The sequence below is a fragment of the Klebsiella pneumoniae genome (assembly GCF_000742135.1).
GTDB classification, from domain to species: domain Bacteria; phylum Pseudomonadota; class Gammaproteobacteria; order Enterobacterales; family Enterobacteriaceae; genus Klebsiella; species Klebsiella pneumoniae.
In genome coordinates this window covers 3815970-3834857 of sequence record NZ_KN046818.1, presented here as the reverse complement: position 1 = coordinate 3834857, position 18888 = coordinate 3815970, and the positions used below count along the sequence as shown (strand labels likewise).

Here is an 18888-nt window from a genome sequence, read left to right as displayed (position 1 = left end):
TCGGGGTGAGTGTAATGCAACAGCAAAAACCGCTGGAAGGCGCGCAGCTGGTCATTATGACCATTGCGCTGTCGCTCGCGACGTTCATGCAGGTGCTGGATTCCACTATCGCCAACGTGGCGATCCCGACCATTGCCGGCAACCTTGGCTCGTCGCTGAGCCAGGGGACCTGGGTCATCACCTCGTTCGGGGTCGCTAACGCCATCTCCATCCCGATCACCGGCTGGCTGGCCAAGCGCGTCGGCGAGGTGAAGCTGTTCCTGTGGTCAACCACCGCCTTCGCCATTGCCTCCTGGGCCTGCGGCGTCTCCAACAGCCTGACGATGCTGATTTTCTTCCGCGTCATTCAGGGGATCGTCGCCGGGCCGCTGATCCCGCTGTCGCAAAGTCTGCTGCTCAGCAACTATCCCCCGGCGAAGCGCTCTATCGCTCTGGCGCTGTGGTCAATGACGGTGATTGTCGCGCCCATCTGCGGTCCGATCCTCGGCGGCTATATCAGCGATAACTATCACTGGGGCTGGATCTTCTTTATCAACGTGCCCATTGGCGTGGCGGTGGTGCTGATGACCCTGCAGACCCTGCGCAACCGGGAAACCAAAACCGAACAGCGGCGGATCGACGGCGTCGGTCTGGCGCTGCTGATCATCGGTATCGGTAGCCTGCAGGTGATGCTGGACCGGGGTAAAGAGCTGGACTGGTTCTCCTCCAATGAGATTATCATTCTGACCATCGTGGCGGTGGTGGCGATAAGCTTCCTGATCGTCTGGGAGCTAACCGACGATAACCCGATTGTCGATCTGTCGCTATTTAAGTCGCGCAACTTCACCATCGGCTGCCTCTGTATCAGTCTGGCCTATATGCTCTACTTCGGCGCCATCGTGCTGCTGCCGCAGCTGTTGCAGGAGGTCTACGGCTACACCGCGACCTGGGCCGGCCTGGCGTCGGCGCCGGTGGGGGTGATCCCGGTCATTCTGTCGCCGATTATCGGCCGCTTCGCGCATAAGCTCGACATGCGGCGGCTGGTCACCTTCAGCTTTATTATGTACGCGGTCTGCTTCTACTGGCGCGCCTGGACCTTCGAACCGGGGATGGACTTTGGCGCCTCGGCGTGGCCACAGTTTATCCAGGGCTTCGCGGTGGCCTGCTTCTTCATGCCGTTGACCACCATCACCCTCTCCGGCCTGCCGCCGGAGCGGCTGGCGGCGGCGTCGAGCCTGTCGAACTTCACCCGTACCCTTGCCGGCTCCATCGGGACCTCGATCACCACCACCCTGTGGACCAACCGCGAGGCGCTGCATCATGCGCAGCTCACCGAATCGGTGACCCCCTTTAACCCCAACGCGCAGCAGATATACGATCAGCTGCAGGGCATGGGAATGACGCAGCAGCAGGCGTCCGGCTGGATAGCGCAGCAGATAACCAACCAGGGGCTGATTATCTCCGCCAACGAAATCTTCTGGATTTCTGCGGCTATTTTCATCCTGCTGTTGGGGCTGGTGTGGTTCGCCAGACCACCGTTCAGCGCCGGCGGAGGCGGCGGCGGCGCGCACTAAGCCTCACATAAAGGGACCTCCGGGTCCCTTTTTTACGGCGTCAGGTTGTCCAGTTCTCGCTAGTTTCTGTCTCGTTTGCGAAAGCCCGTCACCCTGCGCTCGGGCAGGATAAAGGCTGACCATTAAGGAGAACACTATGCTGAGCCATCCTGCTGAAAAGTACCGTCCCTATCCGCCGATCGCCCTGCCTGACCGCCGCTGGCCAGACCGGCAAATCAGTCACGCCCCGCGCTGGCTCTCGACTGACCTGCGCGACGGCAACCAGGCGCTGGCGGAGCCCATGGACAGCGCCCGCAAACTGCAGTTCTGGGATCTGCTGCTGGAGTGCGGCTTTAAAGAGATTGAAGTCGCCTTCCCTTCCGCCTCACAAACCGATTTCAACTTTGTCCGCCAGCTGATTGACGAACAGCGCATCCCGGAGGATGTCACCATCCAGGTGCTGACCCAGGCGCGAGACCCGCTGATCCTGCGCACCTTTGAGGCGCTGCGCGGCGCCCGCCGGGCTACCGTCCACCTCTACAATGCCACCGCGCCGCTGTTCCGCGAGCTGGTTTTCGGCATGGACAAGGCCGAGGTGATCGCCCTCGCGACCCGCGCCACCCGGCTTATCCGTCAGCAGTGCGAACAGCAGCCGAAGACCCGCTGGCAATATGAATATTCGCCTGAAACCTTCTGCTTCACCGAGCCCGAGTTTGCGCTTGAGATTTGCGAAGCGGTGGCGGATGTCTGGCAGCCCTGCGCCGAGCGACCGATGATCGTCAATCTGCCGGCGACGGTGGAAGTCAACACCCCCAACGTCTATGCCGATCAGATCGAGTATTTTTGCCGCCACTTCTCCCGCCGCAGCGAGGTCTGCATCAGCGTGCACCCGCATAACGATCGCGGCACCGGCGTCGCCAGCGCCGAGCTGGCGGTGATGGCCGGCGCCGATCGGGTAGAAGGCTGCCTGTTTGGCAACGGCGAACGCACCGGCAACGTCTGTCTGGTGACTTTGGCGATGAACCTCTACAGCCAGGGCATCGACCCTGAGCTTCGCTTCGAGCAGATGAACCGGGTGGTGGAGGTGGTGGAAAACTGCAACCAGATCCCCGTTCACCCGCGCCACCCGTGGGCGGGAAGTCTGGCTTACACCGCCTTCTCCGGCTCCCATCAGGATGCGATCAAAAAAGGGTTTGATGCCCGTCAGCCTGGCGATCCGTGGCAGATGCCCTACCTGCCCATTGACCCGCAGGATATTGGCTGCAGCTATGAGGCGGTGATCCGCGTCAACAGCCAGTCGGGGAAGAGCGGCAGCGCCTGGCTTATCGAACAAAATCATGGTCTGAAACTGCCCCGCGGGCTGCAGCAGGACTTCAGCCAGCACGTTCAGCAGGCCACCGATAGCGACGGCAAAGAGATGACCCACCATGCGCTGTGGCAGCTGTTCCGCACGCGCTACGGGCTGCAGGCGCAGCCGGCGCTGACGCTGCTCGATTATCAGAGCGCCAGCCAGCAGGATGGCCAGCTTTCCCTGCAGGCAACGCTGCGTCACCACGGCGAAACCCGACGCCTGCAGGGCCAGGGCAACGGCCTGCTCTCCGCCGCAGCCAGCGGGCTCAGCGCGCTGTTTCGGCAGCCGTTTATGATCAAGGACTATCATGAGCATACCCTCGGCGCGCGCAGCGACAGCCGGTCGGTGGCCTATATCCGCTGCGTTTTTCCGCAAGGAGAAAGCTACTGGGGCGTGGGTATCGATAATGACGTGGCGCGCGCCTCGCTGCAGGCGCTGTGCAATGCGCTCAGCGCCGCCGATCAGGCCGGGGGACGAAAATAGTCGCTGGGGGCGACGCCCATCACCCGACGAAACATGGCGCTGAAGGCGCTGTGGCTACCGTAGCCCAGCTCCAGCGCCACCCGCAGCACGGAGTGGCCCTGCGCCAGGCGCACCAGCGCTTCCATTAGCTTCGCCCGGCGCACCCACTCGCTCCACGTCAGGCTAGTCTGCTGCTGAAAATGGCGGTTTAGGGTTCGCTCGCTCATGCTGCACGCCTTCGCCGCCTGGCCGCTGCTCCAGGCCTCGCCCGGCGCCTCGCGTACCTGCTGGCACAGCCGACGCAGCGTTTCGCTTTGCGGCTCCGGCAGGCCAAACGGCAGGATCGCCATCCCGCGGATCTCATCGAGGATCAGTTCATAAATTCTTTCGTCGCGGCTGGCGGGGGCATAGCGTTCCGCCAGCGCCAGGGATGACACGATCAGTTCCCGCAGCAGCGGCGTGATCTGTACGATCTGGCAGCCCGCCGGAAGATCGGCGCGCGCCAGCGGATCGATAAACAGGGTGCGCGCCGCCACGTTGCCGGTCATGCGTAGCGCGTGCGGCGTTCCCGCCGGCAGCCAGACGCCGCGCCCGGGCGGCACCACCCAGTAGCCTACCGGCGTCGCGACCCGCACCACGCCGCTTAGTATATGCAGCAGCTGGGCGCAGTCATGCTGATGCCAGTCTTCCTGGTCACCGTGGGCATAATCATGGGCAAAGGGCACCAAAGGGCGGTGCTGAAAGGAGAAGGAAAGCGTCGTCGTCATCGCGGCGTCAGAAAAGCGGCCCGGCGACAGGCGTCGGGCCGTGGCGGAAGCACTAGATGTGCAGTTCCTGCAGTTTTTCTTTCGGCAACGCCAGTTCGTCGTTGCTGTTGATGCGCACATCGCGCTCAATGATATGGCGAGCGATGTCCTGGGCCTCTTCCAGCGAGTGCATGGTGTAAGTCCCGCACTGGTAGACGTTGAGCTCCGGGATCTGGTTCTGATCTTTCACCTTCAGCACATCGGCCATCGCCGCTTTCCAGGCGTCAGCGACGCGCTGCTCGTCCGGCGTACCAATCAGGCTCATATAGAAGCCGGTGCGGCAGCCCATTGGCGAAATGTCGATAATTTCCACGCCATTCCCGTTCAGATGATCGCGCATAAAGCCCGCGAACAGATGCTCCAGGGTGTGGATACCGCGTTCCGGCATCACTTCCTGGTTCGGTACGCAGAAGCGCAGATCGAAAACGGTGATTTCATCGCCATGCGGCGTGTTCATTTTCTTCGCGACACGCACCGCTGGGGCTTCCATTCGGGTATGGTCGACTGTGAAACTATCTAACAACGGCATTCGTCACCTCCGGGAGTGAATTTTTTTAAAATAAAATGAACTCTTTGTTCAGCCGCGAGTCTCAGTATATGAAAGACGCGCATTTATTATCATCATCATCCCTGAATCAGAGATGAAAGTTTGGCCACAGTGATGTGGCCTTTTTCTTTTCCAGCGCTACGCGTGCCGCGCCAGCAGCGCCTCAAACGGCTCGCTGTCTTCAGCTTCCACTTTCTTCTGTCGCGCCACCGACGCGTCGCGCTCGGCGATAAAATCGTCTTCGCTCAGGATCTCCAGCGGCTCTTCGCGCAGCTGCGTCCGGTAACGATCGGCAAGCGCACGGCCGGTACCGCCAATGCCTTCTTCAATCATAGAACGCAGAATGCGGGCTGAGAAGGTTAATTCCGGATCGTCAAAGCAGGCCAGCAGCTCGTCGCAGACCTGCTGATATGCCTGGCCACCGTGGATACTGTCCAGGGTCTGCGCCACGCGGCGTAAATCGCGGAACAGATCTTTGCCCACCTGAGCCAGCGGGAACTGCGCGCTTTCGCAGCCAATCCCCAGCGTTAAGCCCGGCTTACGCCCTTCCAGAATCACCCGATTCCAGTTGGTGCGGGTGCACAGCAGCTCATCGCTGCTCATCTCCGGCGCGTCGGCCAGCGCGCACCAGACCATAAACAGGTCGAGGAAACGCACCTGCTGGGCGTCAACGCCGATCGGCGAGAACGGATTGATATCCAGCGAACGCACTTCGATATACTCAATACCACCGCGCAACAGCGCATCGGACGGGGTTTCGCCCCGACGGGTGACGCGTTTCGGGCGGATCGGCGCATAAAGTTCATTTTCAATCTGCAGAATGTTGCTGTTGATCTGCAGATACTTGCCGTCTTTCTGCAGCCCGATTTTGGCGTACTCTTCCGACGGCGTTTTAATCGCCCGCTTCAATCCTGCCACATACTCGTGCAGATCGTTAAACGTAATTCCGAGATTGCTTTGCGACTTATTGGTATAACCAAGGTCGCTGAGGCGCAGCGAGGTGGCATACGGCAGGTAATACATGCCGTTGCCCGTTTCCTCAAAGGGCAGCGTTGTCGGTTTGCCTTGCAGGAATGAGGAGCAAATCGCCGGCGAGGCGCCAAACAGATAGGGGATCACCCAGCCAAAGCGATAGTAGTTACGAATTGAGCGGAAATAGCCCGCCGAAATGGCCTCTTTACCACTCTCGGCATCCTCCACACCACATTTTGCCTGCCAGAAGGCCATCGGTAGGGAGAAGTTATAGTGCACGCCGGAGATAGTCTGCATCAGCGCGCCATAGCGGTTCTTCAGCCCCTCGCGATATAGCGTTTTCAGGCGCCCCACGTTAGAGGTGCCGTACTGCGCCAGCTCAATATCCTGACCGGGGGCGATATAGCATGGCATACTCAGCGGCCACATCCGCTCGTCGCCAAGCTGACGCGCGGTATAGCGATGGACATCGCGCATAAAGGTCAGCATATGCTCAATATCGCCATCTACTGGCGTAATGAACTCAAGTAAAGCTTCGGCAAAATCGGTGGTAATCCATTTATGCGTTAGCGCTGAGCCTAACGCCGGAGGGTGACCGGTCGTTGCAAGGGTGCCGTCTGCGTTCACGCGCAGCGTTTCCCGCTCCAGACCACGTTGAATACCCTGCAGAGCCTGCGGATGTTTTTCCAGCCAGGCCAGCGCCTGTGATACGTCCGGGATCAATTTGACCTCCCGCCTGTCGAAATCGTTTGAATAAGCATAATTGTAATGGATGAACTGTCAGTCCAATTAGTGCCACCACGTCATGCCCTGAAGCGTCGCTGCCGCAATAGCGATATAGCGCAGCGCCTTACCAAGGCATAAGAAAAAGAGTACCGGTCCCCAGGAAATGCGCATCCATCCCGCCAGCAAACACAGTAAATCGCCGACAACCGGCGCCCAGCTCAGTAAGAGCGTGACCGCGCCGTAGCGCTTAAGCCAGCCGGCCGCCCGCTCCTGCCAGCGCGAGGTTTTGCGCAGCGGAAACAAGCGCCCCAGAATAACGTTAGTTACCCCTCCAAGGCTATTGCCGATTGTTGCTATTAATACTAACCACCACGGATGACTGACCCCTGCAAGTAGCATAGCCACCAGCACAACCTCCGAATTGCCGGGGAGCAGCGTGGCGCTTAAAAAGCTACTGGCAAACAGCGAGGTGAGTGACAGCGCGTCGCTCACAGCAAACGCACGTCAACTGCGTCCATTCCCGCGCGCTTCGCCGCCTGCAGACCAAAGTCGGCATCTTCGAAGACGACGCATTTTTCCGGCGCGACGCCCATGCGCTCGGCGCACAGCAGGAAGGTATCGGGCGCGGGTTTATGGTTGACCACATGATCGGCCGCCACCACCGCGGAGAAGTAATGACGCAGCCCCAGGTGCGCCAGCAGCGCTTCGGCGACGGCGCTCTCGCTGCCGGTTCCCACCGACATCGGGCGACGGCCGTGCCATGCCTTAACCACCTCAATCAGCGGCAACGGGCGTACGCTGTCCAGCAGCATCGCTTTGACGGCCTGGGTTTTTTCCTGCGCCAGGCGATGTGGATCGAGATCGGCCTGGTTGAGTTCGATAATCGCCTGGGCGATTCGCCAGGTTGGTGAGCCATTGAGCGCGACCATCGCCTGTTCGTCGAAACGCATACCGTAGCGGCCCAACACCTCGTTCCATGCCTGCCGATGGGTCGGCTCGGTATCGAGAATGGTGCCATCCATATCAAAGATCAGTCCTGCGTAACCTTCGTACATTGTCTTCTCACCAACCGGTTTGGGAATGATTACTGTAACGCAAAAGCCCGCCGTTGTCGCGGCCAGCGGCGCAGACGACAAAGGCGCCCTCAGGCGCCCCCAAACATTAGGCCGGATAACCAGCCTTATTTAATACGCAGATCGTTCTCGACCATTCGCACGCCCTGCACTCGGCGTGTGACTTCTACGGCTCGTTTAGCGCTCTCCGCGGAGGAGACAAATCCGCTCAGCTGGACGCGGCCTTTAAAGGTCTGGACGCTAATTTCTGAGGACTTAATGTCTTTATCGTTAAAGAGCGCCGTTTTCACCTTGGTGGTCACCACGGTATCGTCAATATAGCCGCCCGTACTCTCCTTTGTAGCCGATCCCGCACAGCCAGCGAGGGCCGTCGTTACCAGCAGCGTCGCGCAAAAAGCAGGTATTGCTTTGAACCATTTCATGGATTTCTCTCCTTGCATTTATCTCAGCCTGATAACGCTGATATACAAGGATAAATTATAGTGGAAAGCGCGTCTTGCCAATAAAAAAGTCAGGATGAAGCCAGTGATGGAAAACGAGGTAATCGGGATGGTGAGAGAAGAGTGAAGATTATGCATTCAGAACGGGTGCGGCGATAATTTCGCAGCCTATGCAACAACATCGTCGTTGTTACTGAGGAGAATATGGTGCATCCGGGAGGATTCGAACCTCCGACCGCTCGGTTCGTAGCCGAGTACTCTATCCAGCTGAGCTACGGATGCATCGGGAAAGCTATTTTACTGCGGGGTTACTCTCCTGGCACTTACGATGGTTTCGCAAACCAGATAACAACAATGTTGCTGTTACTAAGGAGAATATGGTGCATCCGGGAGGATTCGAACCTCCGACCGCTCGGTTCGTAGCCGAGTACTCTATCCAGCTGAGCTACGGATGCATCGGGATTACTGCTGTAATTCTGATATCAAATTTCGCGATTTGCCATTCTTATTAAAGAATGGTGCATCCGGGAGGATTCGAACCTCCGACCGCTCGGTTCGTAGCCGAGTACTCTATCCAGCTGAGCTACGGATGCATCGGGAAACTTGCTTTACTACGCGTCAGTGTCACAACTAACACATGCCACACTGAGTATGATGGCCTAATCGGTAGAGTGACTCGATTATGCCTCGCACTGCGGGCCGCTGCTTTCACAGCGCTCTTCTCTCTTAATTCAGAAAGAAGATGGTGCATCCGGGAGGATTCGAACCTCCGACCGCTCGGTTCGTAGCCGAGTACTCTATCCAGCTGAGCTACGGATGCAAAATGGCGGTGAGGCGGGGATTCGAACCCCGGATGCAGCTTTTGACCGCATACTCCCTTAGCAGGGGAGCGCCTTCAGCCTCTCGGCCACCTCACCACACACGCCTCTTTCGAGTGCTTCGAAGAACTTGTTTCTGCTCTTCGTCGCTGCGATGGCGCACATATTACTTTCTGGTACTTATAAGTCAAACACTTTTTCGAGACCTTTTTTCGTTTGCACACTTCGCACGCAATTCGCGTGCAAAAACGGCAAAAAGGGCAATTTATCAACAGGAAATCAGCCCTGACGCTGGCATAACGCCAAACGACCAAAGCGGCAAAGGGTAATGAAAAGCGGTATGGCGCAGGGGGAAAAAACAGAAAAAGGGAAAAAGCGGCGGTAAGTGATGCGCCTCACTGCACAGCGAGGCGCGGAAACCTTAGTAACTGGACTGCTGGGATTTTTCAGCCTGAATACGCTGGTAGATCTCTTCACGGTGAACAGACACTTCTTTAGGGGCGTTTACGCCAATACGAACCTGGTTACCCTTCACCCCTAAAACTGTCACAGTGACCTCATCTCCAATCATGAGGGTCTCACCAACTCGACGAGTCAGAATCAGCATTCTTTGCTCCTTGAAAGATTAAAAGAGTCGGGTCTCTCGTATCCCGGCATTATCCATCATATAACGCCAAAAAGTAAGCGATGACAAATACCTTAGGGTATAAGCAGTCATGGCATCACATTCTGTTAAACCTAAGTTTAGCCGATATACACAATTTCAACCCGACTTTATCGTTATCAGTGTTTCTGACGCAAGGTGCCATAACCCTCTGGTTATGGCACCTATACCCCTCATACTTCAAGTTGCATGTGTGTTGGCTTTCCTCGCTCACCCCAGTCACTTACTTGAGTAAGCTCCTGGGGATTCGCTGCGTCGCCGCCTTCCTGCAACTCGAATTATTTAGGGTAAATGCGTTTATAGTTATTACAGTTTTGCGCTGACCCAGCCTTTCACACTGGCTAACGCTGCAGGGAGAGCAGACGCATCGGTACCACCGGCCTGCGCCATATCCGGACGACCGCCCCCTTTACCGCCCACCTGCTGGGCGACCATACCAACCAGCTCCCCTGCTTTCACGCGGTCTGTCACATCCTTAGACACACCTGCAATCAGAGAAACCTTACCATCCGCTACCGTAGCTAATACAACGATCGTCGAACCGAGCTGGTTCTTCAGATCGTCAACCATGGTACGCAGCATTTTCGGCTCAACGCCGGTCAGTTCGCTGACCAGCAGCTTAACGCCGTTAATCTCTTCCGCTTTGCTGGAGAGGTTTGCGCTCTCCTGCGCCGCAGCCTGCTCTTTCAGTTGCTGCAGCTCTTTTTCCAGCTGACGGGTACGCTCCAGCGCGGCGCGAACCTTCTCGCCGAGATTGTGGCTGTCACCCTTCAGCAGCTGAGCGATATCATTGAGCTGATCGCTCTGCGCATGCAGGATGGCCATCGCGCCTTCGCCAGTCACCGCTTCGATACGGCGCACGCCAGCAGCGGTGCCGGACTCTGACGTGATGCGGAACAGGCCGATATCGCCGGTACGCGCCGCGTGAGTCCCGCCGCACAGCTCCGTGGAGAAGTCGCCCATCCGCAGAACGCGCACGCGATCGTCGTATTTCTCGCCAAACAGCGCCATGGCGCCGGATGCGCGCGCGGCATCGATATCCATAATTTTGGTTTCGATAGCCAGGTTACGACGGATCTGCGCGTTGACCAGGTCTTCCACCGCACGAATTTCTTCCGGCTTCATCGCTTCAAAATGCGAGAAGTCAAAGCGCAGCGCTTTATCATTGACCAGCGAACCTTTCTGCGCCACATGGGTGCCGAGCACCTGGCGCAGCGCCGCGTGCATCAGGTGCGTCGCGGAGTGGTTGAGACGGATACGCTGACGGCGAGCCTCATCTACGTCGGCCTGCACCGCGTCACCCACTTTCAGTGAGCCGCTGGCGACTTTACCGATATGACCAATAGCCTGGCCGTACTTCTGCGTGTCGCTGACTGCGAAGGAGAAGCCCGCGCCTTTTAATTCGCCTTTATCGCCCACCTGGCCGCCGGACTCCGCATAGAACGGGGTCTGATCAAGGATCACCACCGCTTCCTGGCCAGCGCTAACGCTATCCACCGCTTTGCCGTCGATAAACAGGGCGGTAACCTTGCCGTTCAGCTCCAGATGATCGTAGCCTTTAAATTCAGAGGCGCCGTCAACGCGGATCATCGCATTATAGTCGGCGCCGAAACCACTGGACTCGCGCGCGCGGCGGCGCTGCTCTTCCATCGCGGCTTCAAAACCAGCTTCATCAACCTTGATGTTGCGCTCGCGGCACACATCGGCGGTCAGGTCGACCGGGAAGCCGTAGGTGTCGTACAGACGGAAGGCGGTTTCGCCGTCCAGGGTGTCGCCTTTCAGCTTCGACAGCTCCTCATCCAGCAGCGCCAGGCCGCGCTCGAGGGTGCGGGCAAACTGCTCTTCTTCGGTTTTCAGCACCTGCTCAACCTGAGCCTGCTGCTGCTTCAGCTCGTCGCCGGCGGAGCCCATCACATCGATCAGCGGGGCAACCAGTTTCCAGAAGAAGGTGTCCTTCGCGCCCAGCATGTTGCCGTGACGGATCGCGCGGCGAATGATACGACGCAGCACGTAGCCGCGGTTTTCATTCGACGGGATCACGCCGTCGGCAACCAGGAAGGCGCAGGAGCGAATGTGGTCGGCGATAACGCGCAGCAACTTGTTCGTCAGATCGGTCGCGCCGGTGACTTTCGCCACGCTGGCGATCAGATCGCGGAACAGGTCGATGTCATAGTTGGAGTTAACGTGCTGCAGCACCGCGGCAATACGCTCCAGACCCATACCGGTGTCGACGGACGGCTTCGGCAGCGGCTCCATAGTACCGTCAGCCTGACGGTTGAACTGCATGAAGACGATGTTCCAAATCTCAATGTAACGGTCGCCATCTTCTTCCGGGCTTCCCGGAGGGCCGCCCCAGATGTGATCGCCGTGGTCAAAGAAGATTTCGGTGCACGGGCCGCACGGACCGGTGTCGCCCATCTGCCAGAAGTTGTCAGAAGCAAACGGCGCGCCTTTGTTGTCGCCGATGCGGATAATACGCTCGCGCGGAACGCCTACTTCATTGGCCCAGATGTCGAAAGCTTCGTCATCGGTCTCGTAAACGGTAACCCACAGTTTTTCTTTCGGCAGCGCGAACCAGTTCTCACCGGTCAGCAGTTCCCACGCGTATTTGATGGCATCCTGCTTGAAGTAATCGCCAAAGCTGAAGTTGCCCAGCATTTCAAAGAAGGTGTGGTGACGCGCGGTGTAACCGACGTTTTCCAGATCGTTGTGTTTACCACCCGCACGCACGCAACGCTGTGCGGTGGTCGCACGCGAATAATTACGTTTGTCGAGACCAAGGAAGACATCCTTGAACTGGTTCATCCCTGCATTGGTAAACAGCAGGGTCGGATCGTTGTGCGGCACCAGGGAGCTGCTGGCAACTACCTGATGTCCCTTGCTATGGAAAAAGTCGAGAAACGCCTGACGGATCTCAGCGGTGCTCTTGCTCATAATTATCCTGAAATCAAGCTACACGTCATCCTTCAAGTCGCCTCTGTCCTGGCTGCGCTTGCTCTTCCGGCACCGAACTGACGTGCGTTGCGAAAGAGAGTCTCTCTTGCCGCCCTGATGCAGCTTGAATGATTTTGTGTAAAGGAATAATCGCCCAGGCCGCTGCCTGCACAGTCACAACCAGCGGCCCGACGGAATAAAGTGGGAATAAGATAAGTTTTCTTTACGGCGAAGTAAAATCCCGGATGGGTCAATCTGCAAAATTTCGCCAGATTTCCTGGATATCTTCCATCAGGTAGCCGCGGTAAAGCAGGAATCGCTGAACTTTCACTTTTTCAGTAAAGGCGGAAGGTAACGGTTCGCCGTATTTACGCTGTGCCTGCTCCCTGGCAAGGCTCACCCAGTCAATATCGCATTCGCGCATCGCCTGGTCAACGACCTGGCGCGCAATGCCTTTCTGGCTGAGCTCCTGGCGAATGCGCGCCGGACCATAGCCTTTGCGGCTCCGGCTGGCGATGAACTGGCCGACGAAGCGGTTGTCGTCAAGGTAGCGGTTTTCGATACACCAGGCGACAACCTGCTCCAGCTCGTCGGGGGTGACGTCCAGCGCCTCAGGACCGTTTTTGCTCATCACCGGAGCAACCAGCTTGCGTCGCAGCTCCTGCTCGCTGTGGTCGCGCATCGCCAGAATGCGGATAGCACGGTCCAGCAGGCGGGCGTAGCCGGAGCGGCGTGATGAAGGTTCAGTCACAGGCACCTCGATAATCTCACAAAGCAAAAGGGCTGCCTAAGCAGCCCTGTCAGTCTTGCAGACGATATCAGAAATCCTGTTCGGTTTCTTCTGCGTCGTTGCCGTCAACAACGAAGTCTGGCTTCGCATCCTGATTGTTGAGCAGCAGTTCGCGCACTTTCTTCTCAATCTCTTTCGCCGCCGCCGGGTTCTCTTTCAGCCAGGTGATCGCGTTCGCTTTACCCTGACCGATTTTGTCGCCGTTGTAGCTATACCAGGCACCCGCTTTCTCAATCAGCTTCTCTTTCACGCCGAGGTCTACCAGCTCGCCGTAGAAGTTGATGCCTTCGCCGTAGAGGATCTGGAATTCGGCCTGTTTAAACGGCGCGGCAATCTTGTTTTTCACCACTTTGACGCGGGTTTCGCTGCCGACGACGTTGTCGCCCTCTTTCACCGCGCCGATGCGGCGAATGTCCAGACGCACAGAGGCGTAGAACTTCAGCGCGTTACCACCGGTAGTGGTTTCCGGGTTACCGAACATCACGCCAATTTTCATACGGATCTGGTTGATAAAGATCAGCAGCGTGTTGGACTGCTTCAGGTTACCCGCCAGCTTACGCATCGCCTGGCTCATCATACGCGCCGCAAGGCCCATGTGAGAGTCGCCGATTTCGCCTTCGATTTCCGCTTTCGGCGTCAACGCCGCGACGGAGTCGACGACGATAACGTCAACCGCACCAGAGCGCGCCAGCGCGTCACAGATCTCCAGCGCCTGCTCGCCGGTGTCCGGCTGAGAACACAGCAGGTTGTCGATATCGACGCCCAGTTTGCGTGCATAGACCGGATCCAGCGCATGTTCAGCATCGATGAACGCACAGGTTTTACCTTCACGCTGCGCTGCGGCGATAACCTGCAGCGTCAGGGTGGTTTTACCGGAGGATTCCGGACCGTAGATCTCGACGATACGGCCCATTGGCAGACCGCCGGCGCCCAGCGCGATATCCAGAGAAAGCGAGCCGGTGGAGATGGTTTCCACATCCATGGTGCGGTCTTCACCCAGGCGCATGATGGAGCCTTTACCGAATTGCTTTTCGATCTGGCCCAGTGCAGCCGCCAACGCTTTCTGTTTGTTTTCGTCGATCGCCATTGTTACTCCTAATCATGCAGGGTAAAGCGTGTTCGCTTCGCCGTTAATATTTGTTCAGTTGAGGCAATTATACTGTATGGTCATACAGTATCAAGTGTTTTGTAGAAATTGTTGCCAGAGCAGATTTAGCGCATAGGCCGTCGCCTGACGACGCACCGCTTCGCGGTCTCCGGCAAAGCATTCCCGCCGCGTCACCCCTTGCCCGCTCACGCTGGCGACGCCGAACCATACCGTGCCGACCGGCTTTTCGACGCTGCCGCCATCCGGCCCGGCGACGCCGCTAACGGAGATGGCATAATCCGCACGCGCCGCGCGCAGCGCGCCAATCGCCATCTCCACCACCACCGGTTCGCTTACCGCGCCGTTGTCGCGCAGCGTCGCTTCGCTGACGCCGATCATTTGCGATTTAGCTTCGTTGCTGTAGGTGACAAAGCCGCGTTCAAACCACGCCGAGCTGCCGGCAATATCGGTGATCGCTTTCGCAATCCAGCCGCCGGTACAGGATTCCGCCGTGGTCACCGTCGCCCCACGCGCCTTCAGCGCCCGGCCAATCTTCTCGCTTAGCTGCATTAATTCTGAATCGGTCATTATCGCCCCGCTTTGCTCCGGATAAAGAGGCCATCAAAGATAGCACTTTCGACAGAGATATGGGGATGAAGTGGCGATTTTACGAGGGGGGATCCAGAAATGGGTCGTCCTGTGATAACCAGGACGACCAGACAACCTGTTACTTCATGCTGTTAGCGATAAGCTCAACGTTGTGACGCATCATTTTGACGTAACTATCGGCGACGCCGCCCGGCTTAGATAGCGCTTCCGGATAGAGTTCGCCCCCCGGCTGCGCGCCGGTGGCGCTGGCAATCTGCTTCACCAGCCGCGGGTCAAGCTGGTTCTCCATAAACCAGGTATGGACGCCATCCGCTTTGATTTGCTTAATCAGCGCCGCCACCTGCGCCGCGCTGGCCTCGCTCTCTGAAGAGAGCCCCTGTGGCGCGAGGAAGGTCACGTGGTAAGCCCGGCCAAAATAGCCGAAAGCGTCATGGCTGGTCAGGACCTTGCGCTTGGCCAGCGGAATGGCGCTGAACTGCGCTTTCGCCCAGCCGTCGAGAGACGTCAGCTGGTCGATATAGCGCTTGCCGCTGCTGGTCAACGCCGCTTTATCTTCCGGGTCGGCTTTCACCAGACCATCGAGGATATTCTGCGCATACAATGCGCCGTTCGCTGCGCTGTTCCAGGCGTGGGGATCGGTCACCGTTTTACCCTCTTCATCAAGGGTATGGGTCTTGACGCCTTTCGATGCCACCACCAGCTCGCCCTTAAAACCAGAGGCCTTAATCAGGCGATCCAGCCACCCTTCCAGCCCCAGGCCGTTAACCACCACCACGTCGGCCTTGCTGAGCAGCGCGCTATCCTTCGGAGACGGTTCGAAGGTGTGCGGATCGCCGTCCGGGCCGACCAGGGTATCCACATGGACATGCTCCCCGCCGACCTGCTGCGCTATATCACCCAACACCGAAAAACTGCTTACCACATTCAGCGTTTTCGCCATGGCCCCCTGCGCCATCAGGCCGAGGGCCAGCGCGACCACTATTGCACTACGTTTCATCATTTCCTTACCCCATCAATGTGCGCCAACCGACCAGCAGCCGGCTGCGCGTGCCAAAAAATAGCGAAACAAAAAACAGTGCGCTGGCGGTCAGCACAATAGCGGGCCCGGCGGGAAGACTAATCGCCCAGGAGAGGCTTAATCCCAGCCAGGCGCAGAGCGCGCCCATTCCCGCCGCCAGCAGCAGAATGCCCGGCAGCGTGCGCGCCCAGCAGCGCGCGGCGACCGCCGGGAGCATCATTACCCCTACCGCCATCAGCGTGCCGAGCACCTGAAACCCGGCCACCAGATTAAGCACCAGCAGCGCCAGAAAAAGCCCATGCAGCAGCGCAGGCAGCCGCCGGTGATTCACCTGCAGCCAGGCGCTGTCGAACGCCTCGCTGACCAGACCGCGGTAGCACAGCGCAATGCACAATAGCGTCAGGCTGGCGACGCCGCTGACAAACAGCGCCGCATCGCGGTCGACCGCCAGAATGGAGCCAAACAGCAGATGCAGGAGGTCCACGCTGGAGCCGCGCAGCGACACCAGGGTGACGCCCAGGGCCAGCGAGCCCAGATAAAATCCGGCAAAACTGGCGTCCTCTTTTAACGGTGTCCGCCGGCTCACCCACCCGGCCACCAGGGCAACCACGATACCGGCGATGAAGCCGCCGAGGGTCATGGCCAGCAGCGACATGCCGCTCAGCAGATACCCCACCGCCACGCCGGGGAGAATGGCGTGCGACAGCGCATCGCCCATCAGGCTCATGCGCCGCAGCAGCAGGAAGACGCCCAGCATGGTGGTGCTCAGCGACAGCGCCAGACACACCACGAGGGCCCGACGCATAAAGCCGAATTCAATGAAAGGCTGAAAGAAGGTGTGCCAGATCATGCCGACCTCACATGACTGAAGGCCGGGAGCACCGCCCGGGTAGCGCCCCAGCAGGCGCGCTGGGGAGTCAGCAGCAGCGTCTCGGGGAAAAAGTCGGCCACCCGCTGGTTATCATGCAGCACCGCCAGGATGGTCTGTCCCTGCCGGTGCATCTCGAGGATCAAATCCATTAGTTCGCGACTGGTCGCTTCGTCGATACCGGTGAAGGGCTCGTCGAGCATCACCAGCGGCGCCTGCTGCACCATCACCCGGGCAAATAGCATGCGCTGAAACTGGCCGCCGGAGAGCGCTTCGATCGGCGTTTTCGCCAGGCCCGCCAGCCCGACCCGCTCCAGCACCGCGCCGATGCGTCGCCGGGTGCCGCCCCCCAGACCGCGCAGCAGCGACACGCCGGGCCATGCGCCCTGGCTTACCACATCCTGCACGTTGAGAGGAAACTGCGACTCGAGGGCATGGCGCTGCGCCAGCCAGCCGATCACCGGCCGTTTTCCCTGCCAGCGCAGGCGGCCACTGACCGGCGGAAGAAACCCGGCGAGGGTTTTCAGCAGCGTTGATTTTCCGCAGCCATTGAGGCCAACAATTGCCGTCAGGCTGCCGGGGCATATCATCCCGCTCAGCGGAGGGGTGATCGCTACCCCGTCATAGCCGGTGACCAGCTGCTCCAGTTCAATCATGGCAGCGTCACCGCCCACCAGGTTGCTAACCATAGCGCCGCCAGCAGCACGCCTGCGATGGCCGCGCGCGCCGCGGCGGATGCCATAAAAATCGATGTGAACATATCCCCGCCTCAATTTAATGTTATAACATAACAATAACGAAGCGAAGAAAGAATGTAAATCAGCGTCAGTCAGCGGAAATGTAACAAAGGTCAACAAGAGGCATGGAGACGGGAAAAAACGGGGGGATAAGCGCGGCCTCCCCGGCGTCATCCCCCGGTCGCGCTGCGCTTACCGGGGCTAGCAACCGGATACCAGACCGTAGCCCGGATAAGGCGCTACGCACCGCTATCCGGGGAGGCTGGGAAATTGTCAGCCGGATGAAAGGATTAATAACCGCCGCGGGCCTGCGCAACCGCCAGACCCAGCTGCCAGACGGCCATCGCGTAGTGGGTGCTGTGGTTGTAGCGGGTGATGGTGTAGAAGTTCGGCAGCCCGTACCAGTACTCATAGCCGGTGCCGACGTCCAGCCGCAGCAGGCTGGCCTGCTGATGGTTACCCAGCGGCTGGGTCGGGGTCAGCCCTGCGGCCGCCAGCTGCGAAACGCTGTATTTAGTCTTGAAACCATTCTCCAGCCCCGGGGCCTGCCCCAGCGCCTGCACCGCCACCAGATCGCCGCTCACCCAGCCATGCTGTTTGAAGTAGTTGGCCACGCTGCCGATAGCATCCACCGGGTCCCACAGGTTGATATGTCCGTCACCGTTAAAATCGACCGCATACTGCTTATAGGAGGACGGCATAAACTGGCCGTAGCCCATCGCCCCGGCGAAAGAGCCTTTCAGATCCAGCGGGTCGTCGCTTTCGCTGCGCGCCATTAGCAGGAAAGTTTCCAGCTCCGACGAGAAGTATTCGGCGCGGCGCGGGTAGCTAAACGACAGCGTCGCCAGCGCGTCGAGGATCCGGGTTTTGCCCATCACCCGGCCCCAGCGAGTCTCCACGCCGATAATACCGACGATGATTTCCGGCGGCACGCCGTAAACCTGATAAGCGCGGTTGAGCGCGTCCTGATACTGATTCCAGAACACCACGCCGTTCTGCACATTATCCGGGGTAATGAACTGTTTCTTGTAGCGCAGCCAGGCGCCGGTCGGCCCGGTTGGCGGCAGGCCGGTCGGAGCCTGACGATCCATCAGCCGCAGGACGTAATCCAGGCGCTTTGCCTGCGACAGGATCTCCTGCAGCTGCTGCCTGTCGAAGCCGTGCTTCGCCACCATCTTATCGATAAACTGCGCCGCCGCCGGGTTGTTGGCGAAGTCGCCGCCCATCTGCATCACATTATGCTGCGGTTCCAGCAAAAAGCCGCCGGTTCCACTCGCCATCTCCGTTTCCGCGGGGGTCTTGGGTTTGCTGCTGCAGGCAGCGAGGAGCACACAAAGGGGAAGTAAAGCCAGATAGCGACGCTTCAACATGGGAATTCCGTTTAACAAATTCAGCAAGGGATAATTATGGTAAAGCATGCGACGACCAACAAGAAAGCGACAATCTGTTTGTAG

General features: G+C 58.7%; 17 protein-coding genes and 5 tRNA genes. 2 read left to right on the top strand and 20 right to left on the bottom strand.

What is annotated here, in order from left to right; translation table 11 throughout:
- The first annotated feature begins 14 nt into the window (after positions 1 to 14).
- Together emrB and leuA are read left to right on the top strand one after the other, a co-directional pair.
- Complete coding sequence (gene emrB, locus DR88_RS07520; protein WP_002914342.1) at positions 15 to 1553, top strand: multidrug efflux MFS transporter permease subunit EmrB; 1539 nt, start codon at positions 15 to 17, stop codon at positions 1551 to 1553.
- Between the two features lie 136 nt (positions 1554 to 1689).
- Positions 1690 to 3366 (top strand): 2-isopropylmalate synthase, encoded by a 1677-nt coding sequence (gene leuA / locus DR88_RS07525; protein WP_004149451.1) that lies wholly within the window; start codon positions 1690 to 1692, stop codon positions 3364 to 3366.
- Here the strand turns inward: leuA and DR88_RS07530 are convergent.
- From DR88_RS07530 to mltB, 20 genes are all read right to left on the bottom strand, one after another.
- Positions 3345 to 4112, bottom strand: coding sequence for an AraC family transcriptional regulator (locus DR88_RS07530; RefSeq protein ID WP_004149452.1), 768 nt, complete (start codon positions 4110 to 4112; stop codon positions 3345 to 3347). The genes leuA and DR88_RS07530 overlap by 22 nt on opposite strands.
- A gap of 52 nt (positions 4113 to 4164) precedes the next feature.
- A complete protein-coding gene (gene luxS / locus DR88_RS07535; RefSeq protein ID WP_002914351.1) occupies positions 4165 to 4680 on the bottom strand; it encodes an S-ribosylhomocysteine lyase in 516 nt (171 codons plus the stop codon).
- Positions 4681 to 4836: 156 nt separating this feature from the next.
- Positions 4837 to 6393: a glutamate--cysteine ligase gene (gene gshA / locus DR88_RS07540; protein ID WP_002914353.1), complete on the bottom strand. Its 1557-nt coding sequence runs from the start codon at positions 6391 to 6393 to the stop codon at positions 4837 to 4839.
- 66 nt (positions 6394 to 6459) lie between these two features.
- Positions 6460 to 6888, bottom strand: coding sequence for a YqaA family protein (locus DR88_RS07545; protein WP_002914355.1), 429 nt, complete (start codon positions 6886 to 6888; stop codon positions 6460 to 6462).
- The gene (gene yqaB / locus DR88_RS07550; protein WP_004174701.1) at positions 6885 to 7451 is read right to left on the bottom strand and encodes a fructose-1-phosphate/6-phosphogluconate phosphatase; all 567 of its coding nucleotides are present in this window, start codon (positions 7449 to 7451) and stop codon (positions 6885 to 6887) included. The genes DR88_RS07545 and yqaB overlap by 4 nt, the downstream gene beginning before the upstream one ends.
- A 125-nt stretch (positions 7452 to 7576) precedes the next feature.
- The gene (locus DR88_RS07555) at positions 7577 to 7891 is read right to left on the bottom strand and encodes a BON domain-containing protein (protein WP_002914359.1); all 315 of its coding nucleotides are present in this window, start codon (positions 7889 to 7891) and stop codon (positions 7577 to 7579) included.
- Positions 7892 to 8114: 223 nt separating this feature from the next.
- Positions 8115 to 8191, bottom strand: a tRNA-Arg gene (locus DR88_RS07560).
- A 96-nt stretch (positions 8192 to 8287) separates the two neighbouring features.
- Positions 8288 to 8364, bottom strand: a tRNA-Arg gene (locus tag DR88_RS07565).
- 61 nt (positions 8365 to 8425) lie between these two features.
- Positions 8426 to 8502, bottom strand: a tRNA-Arg gene (locus DR88_RS07570).
- Between the two features lie 150 nt (positions 8503 to 8652).
- Positions 8653 to 8729, bottom strand: a tRNA-Arg gene (locus DR88_RS07575).
- A 4-nt stretch (positions 8730 to 8733) separates the two neighbouring features.
- Positions 8734 to 8826 (bottom strand) — tRNA-Ser (locus DR88_RS07580).
- A 322-nt stretch (positions 8827 to 9148) separates the two neighbouring features.
- Positions 9149 to 9334 carry a carbon storage regulator CsrA gene (gene csrA, locus DR88_RS07585; RefSeq protein ID WP_000906486.1) on the bottom strand — a complete coding sequence of 62 codons (186 nt, stop codon included), beginning with the start codon at positions 9332 to 9334 and terminating at the stop codon, positions 9149 to 9151.
- A 363-nt stretch (positions 9335 to 9697) separates the two neighbouring features.
- Positions 9698 to 12325: an alanine--tRNA ligase gene (gene alaS / locus DR88_RS07590; protein ID WP_032443961.1), complete on the bottom strand. Its 2628-nt coding sequence runs from the start codon at positions 12323 to 12325 to the stop codon at positions 9698 to 9700.
- 250 nt (positions 12326 to 12575) lie between these two features.
- A complete protein-coding gene (gene recX, locus DR88_RS07595) occupies positions 12576 to 13076 on the bottom strand; it encodes a recombination regulator RecX (protein ID WP_004213244.1) in 501 nt (166 codons plus the stop codon).
- Positions 13077 to 13143: 67 nt separating this feature from the next.
- On the bottom strand, positions 13144 to 14202 hold the full coding sequence (gene recA, locus DR88_RS07600) for a recombinase RecA (RefSeq protein WP_002914769.1): 1059 nt from the start codon (positions 14200 to 14202) through the stop codon (positions 13144 to 13146).
- A 90-nt stretch (positions 14203 to 14292) separates the two neighbouring features.
- Entirely contained in the window at positions 14293 to 14790 is a 498-nt protein-coding gene (pncC, locus tag DR88_RS07605; RefSeq protein WP_002914771.1) for a nicotinamide-nucleotide amidase, read from the bottom strand.
- A 139-nt stretch (positions 14791 to 14929) separates the two neighbouring features.
- Positions 14930 to 15808, bottom strand: a complete 879-nt coding sequence (locus tag DR88_RS07610; protein ID WP_004174698.1) for a metal ABC transporter substrate-binding protein — start codon at positions 15806 to 15808, stop codon at positions 14930 to 14932.
- Between the two features lie 7 nt (positions 15809 to 15815).
- Positions 15816 to 16679 carry a metal ABC transporter permease gene (locus tag DR88_RS07615; protein WP_004149458.1) on the bottom strand — a complete coding sequence of 288 codons (864 nt, stop codon included), beginning with the start codon at positions 16677 to 16679 and terminating at the stop codon, positions 15816 to 15818.
- Positions 16676 to 17386, bottom strand: coding sequence for a metal ABC transporter ATP-binding protein (locus DR88_RS07620; protein ID WP_073980547.1), 711 nt, complete (start codon positions 17384 to 17386; stop codon positions 16676 to 16678). Before DR88_RS07620 ends, DR88_RS07615 begins: the two co-directional genes overlap by 4 nt.
- Before the next feature lie 338 nt (positions 17387 to 17724).
- Positions 17725 to 18804: a lytic murein transglycosylase B gene (mltB, locus tag DR88_RS07625; RefSeq protein ID WP_004174694.1), complete on the bottom strand. Its 1080-nt coding sequence runs from the start codon at positions 18802 to 18804 to the stop codon at positions 17725 to 17727.
- Positions 18805 to 18888: the final 84 nt, after the last annotated feature.